Source organism: Verrucomicrobiia bacterium (genome assembly GCA_035489575.1).
Taxonomy (GTDB): Bacteria; Patescibacteriota; Saccharimonadia; order Saccharimonadales; family JAGQNK01; genus DATHJY01.
Genome location: DATHJY010000006.1, coordinates 1 through 16,242, shown reverse-complemented (window position 1 = coordinate 16,242; position 16,242 = coordinate 1). Strand labels below are relative to the sequence as shown.

The window sequence follows — 16,242 nt, the reverse complement described above, 5'->3', positions numbered from 1 at the left end:
AAACACTATACCATTTTTGATCTGTCCTTAGTTCTCACACAAGCCCATAGTTTGGCGGTATGGGCTTGTGTGAGAGACAGAGCTTACATCGAACGGTAAACGTTCAGTCTCTCGTATGAAGTTGTGAAGGGGTTAGGAGATCAGCAGTCGCCTGCCGTCACGTAGTCGGTGGACCACAAACCGTTGGAGAACGGGGCCAGGCCGTCGTCTTCCGCCGAACGGTAGGAGGAGAGGGTGTCCTCGCCGTCGTCCGTCTTCGGGCGGTAGGCCGGGTAGGCCGTGACCTTGTCGGAGTCGTGGGGAACGTAGGCACTGGTGCCGACGCTCTCGATGGTCAGGGTCTCTCCCAGCGAGGGCTTGCCGGGGGTGCGGCTCATGGTTCGCAGGCAGACGGTGTCACCGGCGTGGATCTCGCTCAGGGTGAGGGCATCCTCGAAGTACGGGTGATGCAGGTTGGTTGGCACACCGATCTTGTCGAGCGACAACATCGCGTGACACAGTTCGCCAGCGGGCAGATCGTCGCACAGCGGCAGATCGCTCAGAAGGATCCGGCTGGCCTGCCACGTGTCACCGGCGGCGCCTTGGAAATACCAGCCCCAGTAGCCTGTGCCACAGTCGAAGTGGAAGAACGAGTCGTCCGGGTAGGAACGGGGCATGTCAGTCTCGGTCAGGCCGAGATAGGCGAAATGGTCCTGCGCCAGACAGTCCTCGTCCGTCATGGACTGCAGCTCAGTACCCCTCATCAGCCAGTAGTCGACCTCGGCGTCTCCACCATCGTCGGTGACGATGGTGGTAAAGGTGGTGGTCGGAGCGGTGGTGGACGTGGTGGGGTCGACGGCCGGAGCCGTGGTGGTGCTGACGGGGGGATTGCTGGCAGCTTCGTGATCATCATGCACGCCGAAGGCGAACGCCAGGGCGGTGATGACAGCGAAGACCAGCGAGCACAGAACGAGGATGCCAAGGGGATTCAGCCGACGCGGTGTCGAGTCGTCGTAGACGGGCTCGAGGAAGTGATCGAGAAAAGACACTCTGAGACTCTCCTGTGGTTGATGAACGGGTGTAACCCTCTACCGACTATTGATCGGCACAGGGTTACACCCTTGCAACTAGTTCACAACTAGAGATAAGTAAGCTCTGTCAAAGGGCGTCAAAGCAGAACTTTAACTTCAGTAATTAGATCATAAAAAAATGTTTTTGTCTATAGCTTACTGATCAAATGCCTGTGTGTACTGCGCACTTATCCCCTCTAGAAGGGTATCGACTTGGGCAAGGCCATCAGCTTCAAACGAGTCATATCTGACAGTCCCAACTACATTGCGCATACCTAGCACGAGCCGTGATAGCTGCATGTCTTGTGGCACCAAGTAGACACTGGGTATACCAGCCTCTTCTGCCCAGCCCTCCTCTATAGCGTTGCCGTGTCCCATTGGATGAAGGCAGTTAAAATGCCCATCGGCCACAACCGTAGACCATAAGTAGTCTATGTCCCTGACTTCGGCCGGTGTCACGTCAGGATGCTTTATCGGGTCTGTACCATGTGCGTGCGGTGCGTAGCCAAACATACTGACAGGCGAATCGTGAATGGCGATAAGCTCGCTCAGGTCCACGTATCGTCTCTTAGTTGGCTCATCCATGCCTGTCAGTGGTCCCGCCAGATACCATAGAAGTCTATTCCCCGCCCTAACGGCGACGGCCTTATCAACAGACTCAGCTACCACATCCGTTAATCGTCCGTGTGCTTCAAGCTCGTCACGGTACGCCCCAATAGAGCGTGAACGCTTTGCCTGAGCGAGTGTAATAAAATTTTTGCCTGTCTCTGCCAGTTCTGCTGTCATATCGTTTTCCTTACTTTAGCTCCTTAACAATAAAAAACAAGCTCTGGCATTTCCAGGGTAGAGCACTCCCCTAGAAAATCCGTTTCTATTGTGTAATAATTGGCGCCCAAAGAGAAACATGCATACTATGCCCGAAAAATTACATAAAACACAGCTATCTATCCTTCGCACGCTGCGCCGCAACCCGACTGCGCGCTTCACTGAGTTAATGCTGCCCACTGGCCAGGAGAGCGACACCTTTAAGTTCCATGTGCGCAAGCTGGCGCAGATAGGTTACATACAAAAACTACCAAACGGGCTCTACAGCCTGACAGTTCAAGGCAAAGAATTCGCCAATAATCTGAACGAGCAAAAACGCGCTACTCAGAAACAGCCAAAACTATCGGTTGTTTTGATCGTGGCCAAGCCCGGCCAGGCCGGCGAGCCATTATATCTGTTTCAAAAACGATTGCGCCAGCCGTACTACGGATACTGGGGTCATATGAGCGGCCCTGTGCAGTGGGGTGAGGACTTGCCAGAAACCGCGCGGCGAGAACTTCGCAAGCAGACTGGCCTGACAGCCTCATTTACCGTGCGAGCTTTTCATAGGAGTATGGATTACAGCCAAGAAGAGGAATCACTCCTAGAAGACAAGCTGTTCGGCATTCTACAGGCAGCCGAAATTTCGGGTGAACTATCCGACGCATGGAGCGGCGGACATAACCAGTGGATGACTGTCGCGGAGCTAGTGCAGCAACCAGATTATTTTGCACCCACGCTCAAATTTATTGAGCTGGCACAAGTCGGTGAATCCTACACCTCAGAACAGCTTCATTATAAAGCGAACGAATACTAAGTTATCAGCAGCTCTAGAGCATTTTCTTGAGGTACTGACCGGTGTAGGACTCTTTGACTCGCGACACTTGCTCTGGTGTACCGCGGGCTATGATTTGCCCGCCCCCGGCACCGCCCTCTGGCCCCATGTCTATCAGCCAGTCAGCGTTTTTAATAACGTCTAGATTGTGTTCGATTATGACCATACTGTTACCGGTGTCTACCAGGGCGTGCAGCACACCCAGCAGTTTATTCACGTCGTCCATGTGCAGCCCGGTGGTTGGTTCGTCCAGGATGTATAATGTCCGCCCCGTGGCCCGGCGAGACAGTTCGGTGGCAAGCTTAACACGTTGAGCTTCGCCGCCAGACAGCGTGGTGGCCGGTTGGCCCAGGGCAATGTAGCCCAAGCCTACGTCTACAATAGTCTGCAGCTTGCGGGCAATGGTCGGGATGTTTTCAAAGAATTCCAGCGCAGTTTCGCAGGTCATTTCTAGCACATCGCTGATGGTCTTGCCTTTGTAATGAATCTCTAACGCTTCGCGGTTATAGCGCTTGCCCTTGCAGACCTCGCATGGCACGTACACATCGGGCAAAAAGTGCATTTCTATTTTGATGATGCCGTCACCAGAGCAGTTTTCGCACCGGCCACCACGCACGTTAAAGCTAAAGCGTCCAGGGCTATAGCCACGAATCTTGGCCTCTGGCGTGCTGGCAAACAGCTCACGAATGGGCGTAAACAAGCCGGTGTAGGTGGCAGGGTTAGAGCGCGGCGTCCGGCCAATGGGTGACTGGTCTATCACGATGGCCTTGTCCAGGTGCTTGATCCCCTCTATCTCGTCATGACTGCCTGGTACTTCGTTGGCCCGCATCAGCCGAGCAGACAGTTCCTTGGCTAGAATATCGTTGATCAGGCTCGATTTGCCAGAGCCAGATACGCCGCTGACAACCACCATCATGCCCAGAGGAATCTCGACTGTTACGTTTTTGAGGTTATTCTCGCGGGCGCCCTTGATCAGAATTGATTTCTCGTTCCCTTTGCGACGCTTCTTGGGTACGGGGATCTCTTTTTTGCCCAGCAAATACTTGCCCGTAACACTCTTTGGATTGTTGGCCACTTCTTCTGGCGTACCTTCGGCCACTATTTCGCCACCATGGATGCCAGCGCCTGGACCAATGTCTAGTAAGTAGTCTGCCGTACGAATAGTGTCTTCGTCGTGTTCTACCACCAATACCGTGTTGCCTAGGTCGCGCAGATGCTTGAGCGTACTAATCAGTCGGGCATTGTCGCGTTGGTGCAAGCCAATACTTGGCTCGTCCAGTACGTACAGCACGCCCTGCAGACCAGACCCAATCTGAGTAGCCAAACGAATACGCTGGGCTTCGCCGCCGGACAGCGTCACCGCGCTTCTAAGCAGGTTCAGATAGTTCAGCCCCACGTCTTGCATGAACTGCAGCCGCGCACAGATCTCTTTAATAACCTGATTGGCAATGTGCGCCTCTTTTGCAGAGAATTTGACAGTATTGAAGTAGTCGATGGCTTCGTCGATGGACATTTCGCAGATATCCATAATGGATTTGTCGCCCACAGTCACCGCCAGTACTTCTGGCTTGAGGCGCTTGCCACGACACTCATGGCAGGGGCGCTCACGCATGAAGCGCTCGATATCACGGCGCATAAAGTCACTCTCGGTTTCTTTGTGGCGGCGTTCTAGATTAGGGATAACTCCTTCATAAGCGGTCTCGAACGTGCGGCCAATACCCAGGGACACACGATACTTTTCGCTGCCCGTTCCGTACAGGATTTTATCCAGCTGATCTTTGGTCAGCTCACCCGTTGCAATGTGCAAGCTAAAGCCATAGCGATCCGCTACTGCCTGCATCTTTTTGGTGTACCAGGCATCAGTGTTGATACGGTTGAAGGGTCGAATGGCACCCTCGGCAATAGTCAGCCGGCCATTAGGAATCACCAGCTCTGGGTCAACCTCTAGCCGAGAACCCAAGCCCGTACAGATAGGACAGGCGCCATGCGGGCTATTAAAGCTAAAAGTACGGGGCTCTAGCTCTGGAATCATGACGTCGGGGTGGTCAATACAGGCGTACATGAGGCTAAAGGTCCGGCCGCTATTATCGTCGGCGTTGATTACTTTCAGCTTGCCGTCGGTGATATCTAGGGCTTGTTCGACACTTTGGGTTAGGCGGCCGCGGCTGTCTTCGTCATTAACTAGGCGATCCACCACAATTTCTATAGAGTGCTTATAATTTTTGTCTAGTTCGGGGAACTCGTCCAGAGAATAAACCACGCCATCAACGCGGGCACGCGCAAAACCGGCCCGCTGGTATTGTTCGGGGATGTGTTCGAACGCTCCCTTTTTGTCTTCGACCACCGGTGCCAGGATCATCAACCGGGCTTTTTCTGGCATAGCCGCAACTTGGTCTACGATAGCCTGGGTAGTTTGTCGTTCGACTGGCTTGCCACAAATAGGACAATGTGGCACACCAATACGGGCAAATAACAGGCGTAAATAGTCATAAATTTCAGTGACAGTGGCCACCGTACTGCGCGGGTTGCGACTAGTGGATTTTTGGTCGATAGAGATTGCCGGGGATAGACCGTCAATCTGATCTACGTCGGGCTTTTCCATAAGGCCCAAGAACTGGCGGGCATAGGAACTGAGTGATTCGACATACCGTCGCTGCCCTTCGGCGTAAATAGTGTCAAAAGCCAGCGAAGATTTGCCACTACCAGACAGGCCGGTAATAACTACCAGCTTGTTCCGCGGCAACTCAACACTCACGTTTTTGAGGTTATGCTCGCGCGCTCCCTTAACAACAATTTTCTCACTCATAAACAGCCTAAAATTATAGCAAAAAACAGAGGAAATTTCTAGCCACTCCCTCGCGCTACAAGTCATAAAAGAAAAGCCGGACGCCACGTTCTAAGAAGAAAATGGCGCCCGGCACAAGCGGACCGCGGTCAGTCTGTGACGCGCAGCCCCAGCCCCTCCCGCAACAGGTAGCAGAAGGTATACAGGCTGTACTTGTCCGGCAGCTCCAGACTAAAACGCTGGTTGTTGGCAGCGTATGGCCCGAACACCCAGTCAGACGAGAAGCCCTCGCTGTACACATCCAACTGCTGCTTGTCACGCCCAAAGAGGCTGTGAAAGTTGTCGGCGATCGGAACATCCGACTTCACGCTGATCACCCAGTCGTAGAAGTTGCACCGCAGACGCATCTCAAGCTTCCCGGGGACCACAATCCCGTACACGGGCAGGCCGACGGACTTGGATGTATGCGAGCCCACCACCCGCACGGGGGGTGAGCTTGAGCTCTTCGTAGGTCAGGAAGAGCGGGGCCAGCCGGTCCGCCACAAACATGATCTGCTCCGAGTAGCCAGGCTCCCAAAGCAGCCCCTTACGGGGCCTGTTGGCGGTGGCCCATTGCTGCAGGGGCGGACTATCGGCATAGGCGGTCATCTGGGTGGACATGTACACCATCCTCTCGAGGTACGACTTCTTTATAGAAGATAAGGTAAACCATACCATGAAATAGCCCCCTTAGTAATGGCGTGTTATCCTCTAGGGTATGAAAGTCGCTATTCAAGGCATTGCTGGTTCGTTCCATCACGAAGCAGCGCAGAAAATGCTTGGAACAGATATAGAACTGCTGCACTGCGATACGTTTCAGCAAGTATTCGAGGCAGTCGAAAGCGAAAGAGCAGACAAAGGCATTGTTGGCGTAGAGAACAGTCTGCACGGCTCGATCAACGCGGTATATCGCCTGCTAGCGCGCAATTCGGTCTGGGTACAGGGCGAAACCTATTTGCATGTCAACCAATACCTTATAGCGGCGGGACCAAAAGAATTAACAGAAATTCAAACAGTCATGTCCCAAATCATGGCCCTTGCGCAGTGCGAGCTGTGGCTGGACGCCACCATGCCACAAGCGCACCGAGAAGAAACCCATGATACGGCCGCAAGCGTCAAATACGTCGTGGCCAACCCCCGGGAGCCCTGGGCTGCTATTGCCAGCAAACGCGCCGCAGAATTACATGGCGGCACCATTCTGGCAGGGCCAATTAACGACGACGAGCACAACTACACGCGCTTTTTCCTACTAAACAAAGATAAGAGTCATCTGCCGGAAGCTACCAAAACCAGCATCATCCTAGAGACCAACCATCAACCCGGTGCGCTCTATGACGCCCTCGGTGCTTTTGCCCAAGCCAGTATCAACCTGTCTAAGCTAGACAGCCATCCCATTGCCAATGACAAGCGCCACTACGCTTTTTATATAGATTTCGAGGCCGGGCTAAACGAACAGCTGGAACACGACGTCTTCGACGTTCTGCGCGCCCAAGGCTGCACCATAACAACCCTCGGCAGCTACAAACCTGCCTAAACATAACTCCCAGCTCAGTAGCGACCAACTGCTCCCTGTTACGGCTTCGGTGTAACTCATCTTTTTCCCGGCTCAAAACCACAAGGCAAAACTAAACCCATTTCGCAGCTGCTTTCAGCAGCTCCTGCGAGTACCTTTCTTGTGTTGACAAGAAAGGTACCAAAGAAACAACAGGCGGTTACCCAAACATGACTAGCCGCCGGTAACCCGGCTGTCCGGCTCCTGCGGGACTCCTTTTAGTCGGCCTAAAGGCTAGTCCTCGGAGCGCGAGCAACCGGGTTACCGCCGTCTAATCAGTTTGGCTAAAGCCTGGTTCCAAGCAGCAGCCTTCGGCTATTAAAAAACAAGCCCTTTAGGGCTTGTATCCATGGAGGCCTATGCCGGCTCAGTGGAAACCGATGAAAAACTGCGTCGAGGTAAGCCGCGGTCCGAGGACTGTTTGAAGCCCTGCTTTCCATTGAAGACAATAATAAGGCAGGGCAAGTTCCGCAGGAGCCGGATAGCTCGACGCAGTTTTTCAATTGTTGTTTCCAGTTCGCCGGTTGCTTCTTTGGATACTTTCTTGTCAACACAAGAAAGTATCTCAGTCAAACTGCCCTAAGGGCAGTTACCGAAACCTTTTTGAGAATGGCATGCGGCTGCACCCAACCCAAACATGCCCTGTTATACTGACTCTATGCCGCGCATAAAGCACTACGCCCAACTGGTTGTTTTTGATACCTTGGCTGTTTTATGCATGCTTGCCGCACTGCTGACTGGCTGGCTGCCAGGTCCGGGTGGCATACCCCTTTTCTTGATAGGCCTGAGTTTATTGGCAATAAACCATGACTGGGCCCAGCGCTACATTGACCTGCTGCGTGAATACGCCGACAAAATTAGCGATGTTATCTTTACGCCACCCCGCCGGGTGTTTTTTGACACAGCGACTGTAGTTTTACTGATTGCCGGCGTCTTGCTGCTAGTCCGCCACAGTGCGATATGGATGGTGTCGGCCGGCATTTTTTGCATAGGGTTTGCTCTGCTCTGCTTCTTTGGCAATCGCAACAGATGGGCCCGGGTAAAAAACTGGGTTGCGGCCAATCTCTTTGGCCGCCGCAAGCATTAGCTCTATAAAATATACTTGCTTTTTATACAACTTTATTTAAAATACTCTCCATATACGTGGGCAACCTTGAGGGGAACCGAAAGAGCACACTTTTAAAAAACTAACGTAGGCACAGCTTACGCACTTGAGCCTCCAGTGCATTTTCTTCCCGAGGAACGGACCGAGACGTACTTTAGTACGTTGAGGGAGTACCACAGGGGAAAAATGTGCTGGAGGCCAAGAAGCCAGCGGGGCAGCCGGCTGTGCCGGGTGGCAGGCTGGCTGGTGCGTAAGTTGCGAGGAGTATTCTTTATGATGGAGTTCATTGTCCTGGGTTTGGTTCCAGGCACCACAATTCAGGTAACTTTTGTAGGCGCGGCAATCGCTCTTTTTGGCTTTGTTGGCCTGTCATGGTGGAGCTTTCGGGCAATGCGTCGGGCATCGTCAGGAAAATCACGCCCTATTGCTCAGTAACGGGCAGTATACCTTGGCCGTATAATTGCAGCTCTTCCAGCAGATATTTCTGCTCGCCAGTCAGGTCGGTGCGCTGCGACAACTCGCTCAGCCGGTTAAAGAACTTGGCGGCCCGGCTTTGGTCGCCACCGCCCAGTAGCTTGCGTTCCCGAAACGTTTCCCATAGTGCCCGCTCTTCGGCGGTCAGTGACTTGGGGTGATTCCGGGCTTTATACAGTGGCAGCAGTGCCTCCAGGCGATCGTCTTTAAAGGTCAGGTCTAAGCCACCCAGCTCTTCGGCAGTGGCAGCCCGCACGGTGCTCATCTTTAGCTTGTCCTGGGTGTCAAAAAAGCCGTCGTACAAACGAGTATCTACGTCGGCCTCATCCTGCAGCAAGCGAGCTTGCATCTTCTTGTCGAGTAACTCCAACGCCTGCAATACGCCGGTACTCAGGCGCTCCTGGGCAGCCTGCAGTTTTTTGAAGTTGGCCATATAGACAGCCGGATCCAACTTGAGCCGCTGTTGGCTATCGGCATCGAGCACTCCCAGGGGCGCTATGGCCGGACAACGGTTGAATTTGATGGTCTTGACCGGCAGTCGGATGGCATTTTCGTCGCGACTCCAGCGCATGGCCTCGGCCAATTCATTGGGATTGAGTTTTAGGAAAGGCTCTGGATCGTGTCGCAGGTCAAAGACAAGGGCCGACTGGGCCTGGGGATGGTCAGCCAGCTTGCCAACCACAGTAGTTTTTTCGAACTCGCTGGGGTATTTGCCAGAGCTGTACACAAACGGCTGCCCACCCTGGACCAGCTTGGCCACCTCTTTTTTGTCGCGCATCTGTAGCAAGAAATCAAATAGCTTGGGCTGTTTGTCGCGGATCATCTTAGCAACCGCAATGGTAGCCAGGACGTCATTGAGCGCGTCATGAGCATGACTGTGATCCAGCTTATTCAGCTTGGTCAGCAACTCTAGTCGGTTGGTTGGCTTGCCCTTGGGGTCAAACGGCCACTGTATTCCCTGCGGCCTCAGGGCACGTGTCATGCGTACTACGTCCAAGATATCCCAACGTGACCGGCCATTTTGCCACTGCCATTCGTAAGGGTCATAAAAGTTGCGATACATAGTGTAGCGCATAAACTCATCGTCGAACCGTACGGTATTAAAGCCCACAAAGATAGTGCCTGGAGCGGCAATATCGTGATGGAATATCTTTAAGAATTCAGCTTCGTGCATTCCCTCGGCCAAGGTTTTTTGGGGCGTGATGCCCGTAATCAGAATGGCGTCCGGCTCGGGCAGGACATCGTCGCTCAGGCGAACCAAATAGTTAAACGGCTCACCCACGGGATTGAGCTGCAGGTCTGTCCGCTGGCCAGCAAACTGCATAATGCGCGCATCCCGGGCGCTAACACCCGAAGTCTCTAAGTCATAGAACAGAAAAGTCGAAGAGCTCATTACACCAGTCTATCACTTCTCGATTTTCGTCCTGCACAAACCAGGGAGGACTCATCAGCATAACTATCAGTTATGGAATCGAGAGACGACAAGGAAGAATAAGGGGGCAGAGAACCTGCTCAAGGTCTCGTCTTTGTTGGCAAAATGTACCACTTCAAGTGATAATTCGGACTGGTTCGCCAAGCACACCTGCGGTGCGATTGGTGGATCAGGGCGAACGGGCACCCGGAGGAGCATTTTAGAACAACAGAGACCTTGAACAGATTCTGATACCCGCATTCGTGTCAGAGCATCCAGGAGATGTCTTCGCCTTCGTCTTCGTCAGGCGGGGGTCGGTAGACGTACCCTTTCGGAGGTCCGGTATTGGTATGTTCTCCTTCCGGTGGCATGACCATGAGCAACACAATGAAACCCAGAGTCAGTGCAATCACCGAACCGGCCAAACCGAACACGAACGCCCATCGCCAGTCGTAACAAAACGCGGCGATGCCCGGTATCTGGCTCCGACAGTAATAGGCAATGCCGGCGAGCGATACAAGCGCGATAGTCTGCTTCCACGTAAGCTCCACTAGACCCCTCCTTTTTTGGTGTCTAGCCTGTTGCTTGCTTCTTCCTTGTTGTCAATTTCTGTGCGCAATCACACAGGCTACCTCAAGAGATAACAAATTATTTATACCATAAATAGCAATCTTAATCAAAAGCAGGTTACTTTTTTTCGGGGGGTGCCTTGGGCGTAATGATACTGCCAGGGTCTGGCTTGGCCGTGCCGGGGATATGGCTCAGCAGCTCGTCGGTTTCTTCGTCTTCTTCCGTGTGGACAGGCGGAGTAGCCCAGGTACGATCAATGGGATGGTCGGCAGCCAGCTCTGCCGGTGTAGATCGGTGGCGACGAATCAGCCAGTAAGCACCGCCCAGCACAACGATGACGCCAAGTACGCCAAAGAGCCACCAGATACGGTGCGATACCCGTGGGTCGGGTACTGTTAGAGGCTGGGGGTCGTTTGTTAGCTGGTCAACTCCGGGCAGCTGATTGACCGCTCCGGGCACATCTGGTACATCTTCTGGCTGCGGAGTACTTTGGTTCTGTTGCCTCGTGCTACTACCGCCAGACGGTGTAGGTGGAGTGGGTGAGCTTGGTGGGGCCGGCGAGCTAGAAGAGCTAAAAGTAACGGTTGCTCCCTGCACCCCAGGACTGGTAACTGTCGTGCCTTGGGCAGCGTTGCCCGTGAGAGATATCGTGGTACTGCCACTGGCCGCCACTGCCTTGAAGCGAAGCGTGATAATAAGTGAGTCTACGTTCACCGTATTCCCCGAAGTAGTTCGGGTGAGCGATATAGGATTGGCCGCTACGTTCTGTTCTGCTATTTCCGGAAAGGCACTGCCAGCGTCGCTGGCAGAGACCAGCTGAAGCTTTGAACCATCATAGGTAATCTCGGCCTGTACGCCGTTTACGTCCACACCCGGATTGATACGCAGAGCCATTGATACTTCTGCACCATTTGTCAGATTAGTGATCGCCGGGGCTAGGTATATTGTCCCGGTTGCAGCAGAGGCGCTTTGGCCAAACCCCAAAAACCCGACCAAGACGGCCACCCACAGCACCACACGCTTGATTTTCGCTAGATCCACGTATTTTATCTTAAACCTTTCTAGCCCAGGAGGGCGCCAGGCGACCCTGGCACTACGCTAGCATCCGGAAGGAGCTATATCCCGCCGACGCAAATACTCACACGTATCGAGCATTTTTTCCCAGGTGACTGGGCCAACAACGCCATCTGCCGAAATTCTCATGTATCCCTGATAAGCACTCACAGCGGCGGCCGTCTGCCCCCCGTACTTACCGTCTTCTCCTATTATAGACCAGTTACTATTGGGATACAGACGATTCGCACCATTCACTATACTCTGCGCAGCTTTGGCGCACGAGCCCTCAGAACCGACCTTGCCACCGGGCGCCGCCCGAAGTGTGGCATCCGTACCCTTACACCCCCAGGCTTTAGTGAGATCAAAGCCAGGCTTGGCGGGTGCAGCAGAACTAGACTGGAAGAGCCAGTACGATCCAGCCGCTCCAAAGCCAACCACAAAAACCAGTAACATAACAAATTTTTGGTTTTTCAAACTGAGAAAACCCGGTAGCTTGCTTGCCTTCTTCACTTGCTTGCCTTTCGCTGTTGATCTTACGGATGCTGTTTTGGTACCACGGGCTGCCATTGTCTGTCCCCTTTGTTATTTACATATTGCTATACGAGCGACATCATTAATCCCCGCAGGCAGGCGTATTGACATCGACACAAGTAATCTGCCGGAACCAGAACCATGTCTGTGGTCCCACCGACCCATCTACATCAATGGGCCGTCTATCTGGAAAAAAGGGAGAACTATTGACACGCTTCTGGTATGCAGCCACCGTCAAAGCAGTAGCAGGGCCATAGACTCCATCCTCGGTTAAATAGCCCCAATGCGCCGTACTGCCATATTTGGTTTTAGCACTATTTAGAACTTTTTGTACAGCTTTCACGCATGAACCTTTAGAGCCCTGCTTGAGCACAACACCTAGAGCCTCGCACCCCTGTACCGTACTGTCGTCTTTGGCGACTCTGGCAGAACTACTCTGATAAAGCCAGTACGACCCCGCAACCACAAAGCCAACGATAAAAACCGTCAAGAGTATGAATTTTTTATTACTTAGACTGAAAAACCCCGGTAACTTGCTTGCCTTCTTCACTTGTTTACCCTTATTCGATGACTTTGCAGGTACTTTTTTGGTGCCCTTGGCCGTCATAGCCTGACCTTTCGCTGATGTTTTTTATACTTATCACTACTTTAGCATAAGCGTGAACTCTGTCACAACAGATTAGGAAGCCTTTTAGTACTCTAGGTTGTCTTGTCCAATAAATATTTTGTGGCCGGTCTCCAGGCCTTGGCGTCTGAGCTCGTGCATGATGCCCATTTTTTTCATAATGTCCCGCAGACGCTGAGTGGCGTGAAAGTTTTCAAAATCAGTGCGCATAGCAAAGCGCTCTATCTTGCGGCCAGAAACCCGGAAGCCGCCGCCAGCAAGCTTCTCTACCTTCCAGGCGTCCTCGGTATTTTTGAGTCGTAGGATCGGCATGGCCGTGTCAGTTACCTCTTGTTTTTTGGCTTGTTTAGCGTGCTCTTTGGCTACTTTGTCTTTGACTGCCAGCAGCAACTCTTTTACGCCTGCTTTGGTCTGTGCCGAAATAGCCAGCAGCTTAGCCCCCCGGGGTGTTACGGCCTTCAGATCAGCCAGCAGTGAAGCCACGATGTCGTCGTCCAGCCCTTCTACCTTGTTGAGCACGACTATCTGGGGACGCTTGGTGAGATCTATTTTGTAAGCCTTTAGCTCGTCTTGGATTGTTTTGTATGCAACAGTCACATCGTCTTGGTAGGCATCTATCATGTGCACCAGTACCAGCGTACGCTCTATGTGGCGCAAGAACTCATCCCCTAGCCCCTTGCCTTGGCTGGCACCCTCTATGAGACCCGGAATATCGGCAAACAAAAGGGCAGTGTCATGCACATCTACCACACCCAGGTTGGGTCGGAGGGTAGTAAAGGGGTAATTAGCAATCTCTGGCCTGGCATTGCTAATAACGCTCAGTAGCGTAGATTTGCCGGCGTTTGGCAAACCCACCAGGCCGACATCGGCGATCATCTTGAGTTCTAGGGTCAGCTCTCTATCGTCACCCTTTTCGCCTTTTTCGGCCATGCGCGGGGCCTGGCGCGTACTGCTAACAAAGTGAGCATTGCCAAAACCGCCCTTGCCGCCCTCGGCAATAATCACTTCGTAGCCTTCTTGGACTAGGTCGGCTAGCACCTTGCCTTCCGTATCTGTCACCACGGTACCTACTGGCACCCTGACCGTCATATCTTGGCCGTTTCTGCCGTGCTTTTTAGTCTTGAGCCCGGGTTGGCCATCTGCGGCAACCAGCCGCTTTTGGAACCGAAAGGTAGCCAGGGTATTTTCGCTTTGGCTGGCCTGAAAGATAATGTCGCCGCCATCGCCGCCATCGCCGCCATCTGGGCCGCCTCTGTCTATAAATTTCTCATGACGAAAACTAACGGCACCATTGCCGCCGTCGCCGGCCTTGACCAAAACTTGTACTTTATCTACAAACATACTCTTAGAATTATATACGCTTCTTGTGTTTCATTCTGGTCACTTCCACGATAAAAGAACGGGTAGTATCAGGTGTCTATGAATAGCTTATAATAACATTTTTATAAAAAATCTTCAACTGGGGAGAGCATAAAAGCTTAGTGATGAGCTGTACGTTTCCTGTTTGGTGTTGATCCTTCCTTTCGGAAGGCACAGGAAACGTACAGCTCGGTGGTTCTGTGTCGGTCAGGGACTCGAGGGAATGACGATGTCGATGGCGTCGGCAGTGGTGGGCGACGAGCAGGCAAGACCACGAAGGTCACGGTACTCGTCTTCGCTGTCGAAGAACCGCCTTTCGCGCTCATAGCCGAAGAACTGGCCGTCCTCCAACTCCAGCGGCTCGCGCCACACGAAGATGTCCAGCTGCTCGCCACCGGTGATCTCGAAGTCTAAATCGACCCCGCAGTCATCGATACGAGTCACGAAGGTGCCCCGAGAGAAGTCGGTCTCGTCGTCATAGCCGAAGCTATAGATCTCCACGACCGTGAAGCCACGGGCTTCGAGCTTGCTCTGGGCTGCCTCTTGAGCAACCTGTCGGGCTTCCTCCTTGGCGGTGGCCTCTTCGGACGGTCCGGTCGTCACACAAGCGCCAGTGACTGCCACGAGGCATATCAGTAGGGCGCCGAGCACGATGGGCCGCAGCCGTCGACGTGGTTGGGTAGAGATGGTCATACCACTCCAATCTTGGAAAGTTCTTCCGATACAGACTGAGCGGGATTATACTATAAAAATACCAGAAAGTCAATACATCCCACCTCTGTTTCTTGACTGTCATAAGTATTGCTTTTTATCAGTCTTTGTGTTATAATGTATTTATTGTGAGAATCCTCTCGCATGCCCCTTCCAAGGGAATCAGAGTCAAAGGCGGATCCATGCCCCACTTCCTCCAGATCTTTCGCACCATCTTCACCCCCCTCCACGCGGTCCTGCTCGTCGCGGCCATCGTCGCCGGCGTCTTCCTGCCGACGCAGTTCACCAGCGACCTCGTCCTGTCCAGCATCGCCATCGTGACGACCTTCAGCGGCGTCGTCGCGGCCAAGCTGTCCATCAAGGACGGCATCCAGCTCAACCGTGCCTCCGACTGGTACAAGGGCTGGGGCACGCTGTTCCTCACGGCGATCATCGCCGGCCTCCTCCTGCTCGCCATCACCATCGTGATGGAGTGCACGGCCGCCAACTACGTCATCGACAAGAACGGTCACCTGCACTACGTGCTCGACCTCACCCGCATGGGCGTGCTGTGGCTGGGCTTCTACATCGGCATGACCCTCGAGGCCATCGGGTGGACCCCCACCGTACAGCAGGCCAACGCCGAGGCCCGCAGCCAGACCGCCACCATGGCCACCACCCCGGACATCCCCGCCTAGTCTGCACCCCGCAGACATCGACTCTGGTCAAGACCTGACTACCCCCCCCGCGCATACAGTCAGGCCGTGAAGTGGTCGCAGTTGGATCTTCCAACCCCCGACAACCAACTCCCACTTCACGAACGCGCACACTTCTTCTGATGTGCCACACTAGTGGCAAAAGCAGAACTGACGAGTCCAAAAGGACGAAAAGTGTCTATCCTATAAGTACTTGTACTGTCTTTGTCAGACAGGCGGTTATAGAAACAAGACTGACCACCTGACAGCTTGCTATCCGGCTCCTGACATGGTCTCTTTTCTGCCTGCCAGCAGGCTCAGCCTGCTGCGCTGCAGAAAAGGCCACGATCTCGGAACTCACCCCAGCAAGCTGGGGCTCAAACAGTCCTCGGACCGCGGGTATCAAGCTATCAGGCGTCCAATCTGTTTCTCTAAAGCCTGATCCGCCTAAAGACAATACAAACCGCCCGAGCTTTCCTGGCGGGTATTGTAGGATTTGAAGAGTAAGACCTCGGGCCGACTTGCATCTGTGGGCCCAGGCTGGCTTTGGGTAAACAGATTAGACAGGGAAGGTTCTGCTACCTGCGCAGCGAGGACTGTGTGCAGTCCTGTATTTCGTTTGAAATCAATAACAAAGACAGGACAAGTTCCGCAAGCTGCCA

At 53.3% G+C, this 16,242-nt stretch carries 18 protein-coding genes; 6 read left to right on the top strand and 12 right to left on the bottom strand.

Annotated elements, in window-relative coordinates; genetic code table 11:
* Window positions 1-140: 140 nt before the first annotated feature.
* Complete coding sequence (locus tag VK694_02920) at window positions 141-488, bottom strand: hypothetical protein (protein HTE57671.1); 348 nt, start codon at window positions 486-488, stop codon at window positions 141-143.
* A 3-nt stretch (window positions 489-491) separates the two neighbouring features.
* On the opposite strand from VK694_02920, the gene VK694_02915 reads away from it, so the two are divergent.
* Window positions 492-1,121, top strand: a complete 630-nt coding sequence (locus VK694_02915; protein HTE57670.1) for a hypothetical protein — start codon at window positions 492-494, stop codon at window positions 1,119-1,121.
* 84 nt (window positions 1,122-1,205) lie between these two features.
* On the opposite strand, the gene VK694_02910 is transcribed toward VK694_02915, so the two are convergent.
* A complete protein-coding gene (locus VK694_02910; GenBank protein HTE57669.1) occupies window positions 1,206-1,835 on the bottom strand; it encodes a hypothetical protein in 630 nt (209 codons plus the stop codon).
* Between the two features lie 127 nt (window positions 1,836-1,962).
* On the opposite strand from VK694_02910, the gene VK694_02905 reads away from it, so the two are divergent.
* Window positions 1,963-2,670, top strand: coding sequence for an NUDIX domain-containing protein (locus VK694_02905; protein ID HTE57668.1), 708 nt, complete (start codon window positions 1,963-1,965; stop codon window positions 2,668-2,670).
* A 13-nt stretch (window positions 2,671-2,683) separates the two neighbouring features.
* On the opposite strand, the gene uvrA is transcribed toward VK694_02905, so the two are convergent.
* The 3 genes from uvrA to VK694_02890 all read right to left on the bottom strand — a co-directional run bounded on the left by uvrA (window position 2,684) and on the right by VK694_02890 (window position 6,133).
* Window positions 2,684-5,494 carry an excinuclease ABC subunit UvrA gene (gene uvrA, locus VK694_02900; GenBank protein HTE57667.1) on the bottom strand — a complete coding sequence of 937 codons (2,811 nt, stop codon included), beginning with the start codon at window positions 5,492-5,494 and terminating at the stop codon, window positions 2,684-2,686.
* Window positions 5,495-5,622: 128 nt separating this feature from the next.
* Window positions 5,623-5,880: a hypothetical protein gene (locus tag VK694_02895; protein HTE57666.1), complete on the bottom strand. Its 258-nt coding sequence runs from the start codon at window positions 5,878-5,880 to the stop codon at window positions 5,623-5,625.
* A 1-nt stretch (window position 5,881) separates the two neighbouring features.
* Window positions 5,882-6,133 (bottom strand): hypothetical protein, encoded by a 252-nt coding sequence (locus VK694_02890; protein HTE57665.1) that lies wholly within the window; start codon window positions 6,131-6,133, stop codon window positions 5,882-5,884.
* Between the two features lie 97 nt (window positions 6,134-6,230).
* On the opposite strand from VK694_02890, the gene VK694_02885 reads away from it, so the two are divergent.
* The 3 genes from VK694_02885 (at window position 6,231) to VK694_02875 (ending at window position 8,604) form a co-directional block, all read left to right on the top strand.
* Window positions 6,231-7,046 (top strand): prephenate dehydratase domain-containing protein, encoded by an 816-nt coding sequence (locus VK694_02885; protein HTE57664.1) that lies wholly within the window; start codon window positions 6,231-6,233, stop codon window positions 7,044-7,046.
* Between the two features lie 676 nt (window positions 7,047-7,722).
* Window positions 7,723-8,151 (top strand): hypothetical protein, encoded by a 429-nt coding sequence (locus VK694_02880; GenBank protein ID HTE57663.1) that lies wholly within the window; start codon window positions 7,723-7,725, stop codon window positions 8,149-8,151.
* 291 nt (window positions 8,152-8,442) lie between these two features.
* On the top strand, window positions 8,443-8,604 hold the full coding sequence (locus VK694_02875) for a hypothetical protein (protein HTE57662.1): 162 nt from the start codon (window positions 8,443-8,445) through the stop codon (window positions 8,602-8,604).
* Here the strand turns inward: VK694_02875 and sbcB are convergent.
* The 7 genes from sbcB to VK694_02840 all read right to left on the bottom strand — a co-directional run bounded on the left by sbcB (window position 8,591) and on the right by VK694_02840 (window position 14,888).
* On the bottom strand, window positions 8,591-10,036 hold the full coding sequence (gene sbcB / locus VK694_02870; protein ID HTE57661.1) for an exodeoxyribonuclease I: 1,446 nt from the start codon (window positions 10,034-10,036) through the stop codon (window positions 8,591-8,593). The two genes, VK694_02875 and sbcB, sit on opposite strands and share 14 nt — an antisense overlap.
* Window positions 10,037-10,320: 284 nt before the next feature.
* On the bottom strand, window positions 10,321-10,605 hold the full coding sequence (locus tag VK694_02865) for a hypothetical protein (GenBank protein ID HTE57660.1): 285 nt from the start codon (window positions 10,603-10,605) through the stop codon (window positions 10,321-10,323).
* A gap of 136 nt (window positions 10,606-10,741) precedes the next feature.
* On the bottom strand, window positions 10,742-11,665 hold the full coding sequence (locus tag VK694_02860; GenBank protein ID HTE57659.1) for a cohesin domain-containing protein: 924 nt from the start codon (window positions 11,663-11,665) through the stop codon (window positions 10,742-10,744).
* A 57-nt stretch (window positions 11,666-11,722) separates the two neighbouring features.
* A complete protein-coding gene (locus VK694_02855) occupies window positions 11,723-12,133 on the bottom strand; it encodes a peptidoglycan-binding domain-containing protein (protein ID HTE57658.1) in 411 nt (136 codons plus the stop codon).
* Between the two features lie 160 nt (window positions 12,134-12,293).
* A complete protein-coding gene (locus tag VK694_02850; protein HTE57657.1) occupies window positions 12,294-12,818 on the bottom strand; it encodes a peptidoglycan-binding protein in 525 nt (174 codons plus the stop codon).
* A gap of 84 nt (window positions 12,819-12,902) precedes the next feature.
* Window positions 12,903-14,177 carry a GTPase ObgE gene (gene obgE, locus VK694_02845; protein ID HTE57656.1) on the bottom strand — a complete coding sequence of 425 codons (1,275 nt, stop codon included), beginning with the start codon at window positions 14,175-14,177 and terminating at the stop codon, window positions 12,903-12,905.
* Window positions 14,178-14,402: 225 nt separating this feature from the next.
* A complete protein-coding gene (locus tag VK694_02840; protein HTE57655.1) occupies window positions 14,403-14,888 on the bottom strand; it encodes a hypothetical protein in 486 nt (161 codons plus the stop codon).
* Between the two features lie 200 nt (window positions 14,889-15,088).
* Here VK694_02840 and VK694_02835 point away from each other — a divergent pair, with 200 nt between their 5' ends.
* A complete protein-coding gene (locus tag VK694_02835; GenBank protein ID HTE57654.1) occupies window positions 15,089-15,583 on the top strand; it encodes a hypothetical protein in 495 nt (164 codons plus the stop codon).
* The last annotated feature ends 659 nt before the right edge of the window (window positions 15,584-16,242 follow it).

Coding starts and splice junctions, on each gene's coding strand:
- VK694_02910 (HTE57669.1), bottom strand. CDS start 1,835: ATGACAGCAGAACTGGCAGAGACAGGCAAAAATTTTATTACACTCGCT.
- VK694_02920 (HTE57671.1), bottom strand. CDS start 488: ATGTTGTCGCTCGACAAGATCGGTGTGCCAACCAACCTGCATCACCCG.
- VK694_02890 (HTE57665.1), bottom strand. CDS start 6,133: ATGTCCACCCAGATGACCGCCTATGCCGATAGTCCGCCCCTGCAGCAA.
- VK694_02885 (HTE57664.1), top strand. CDS start 6,231: ATGAAAGTCGCTATTCAAGGCATTGCTGGTTCGTTCCATCACGAAGCA.
- VK694_02875 (HTE57662.1), top strand. CDS start 8,443: ATGATGGAGTTCATTGTCCTGGGTTTGGTTCCAGGCACCACAATTCAG.
- sbcB (HTE57661.1), bottom strand. CDS start 10,036: ATGAGCTCTTCGACTTTTCTGTTCTATGACTTAGAGACTTCGGGTGTT.
- VK694_02905 (HTE57668.1), top strand. CDS start 1,963: ATGCCCGAAAAATTACATAAAACACAGCTATCTATCCTTCGCACGCTG.
- uvrA (HTE57667.1), bottom strand. CDS start 5,494: ATGAGTGAGAAAATTGTTGTTAAGGGAGCGCGCGAGCATAACCTCAAA.
- VK694_02840 (HTE57655.1), bottom strand. CDS start 14,888: ATGACCATCTCTACCCAACCACGTCGACGGCTGCGGCCCATCGTGCTC.
- VK694_02855 (HTE57658.1), bottom strand. CDS start 12,133: ATGTTACTGGTTTTTGTGGTTGGCTTTGGAGCGGCTGGATCGTACTGG.
- VK694_02850 (HTE57657.1), bottom strand. CDS start 12,818: ATGACGGCCAAGGGCACCAAAAAAGTACCTGCAAAGTCATCGAATAAG.
- obgE (HTE57656.1), bottom strand. CDS start 14,177: ATGTTTGTAGATAAAGTACAAGTTTTGGTCAAGGCCGGCGACGGCGGC.
- VK694_02880 (HTE57663.1), top strand. CDS start 7,723: ATGCCGCGCATAAAGCACTACGCCCAACTGGTTGTTTTTGATACCTTG.
- VK694_02895 (HTE57666.1), bottom strand. CDS start 5,880: ATGCGTCTGCGGTGCAACTTCTACGACTGGGTGATCAGCGTGAAGTCG.
- VK694_02835 (HTE57654.1), top strand. CDS start 15,089: ATGCCCCACTTCCTCCAGATCTTTCGCACCATCTTCACCCCCCTCCAC.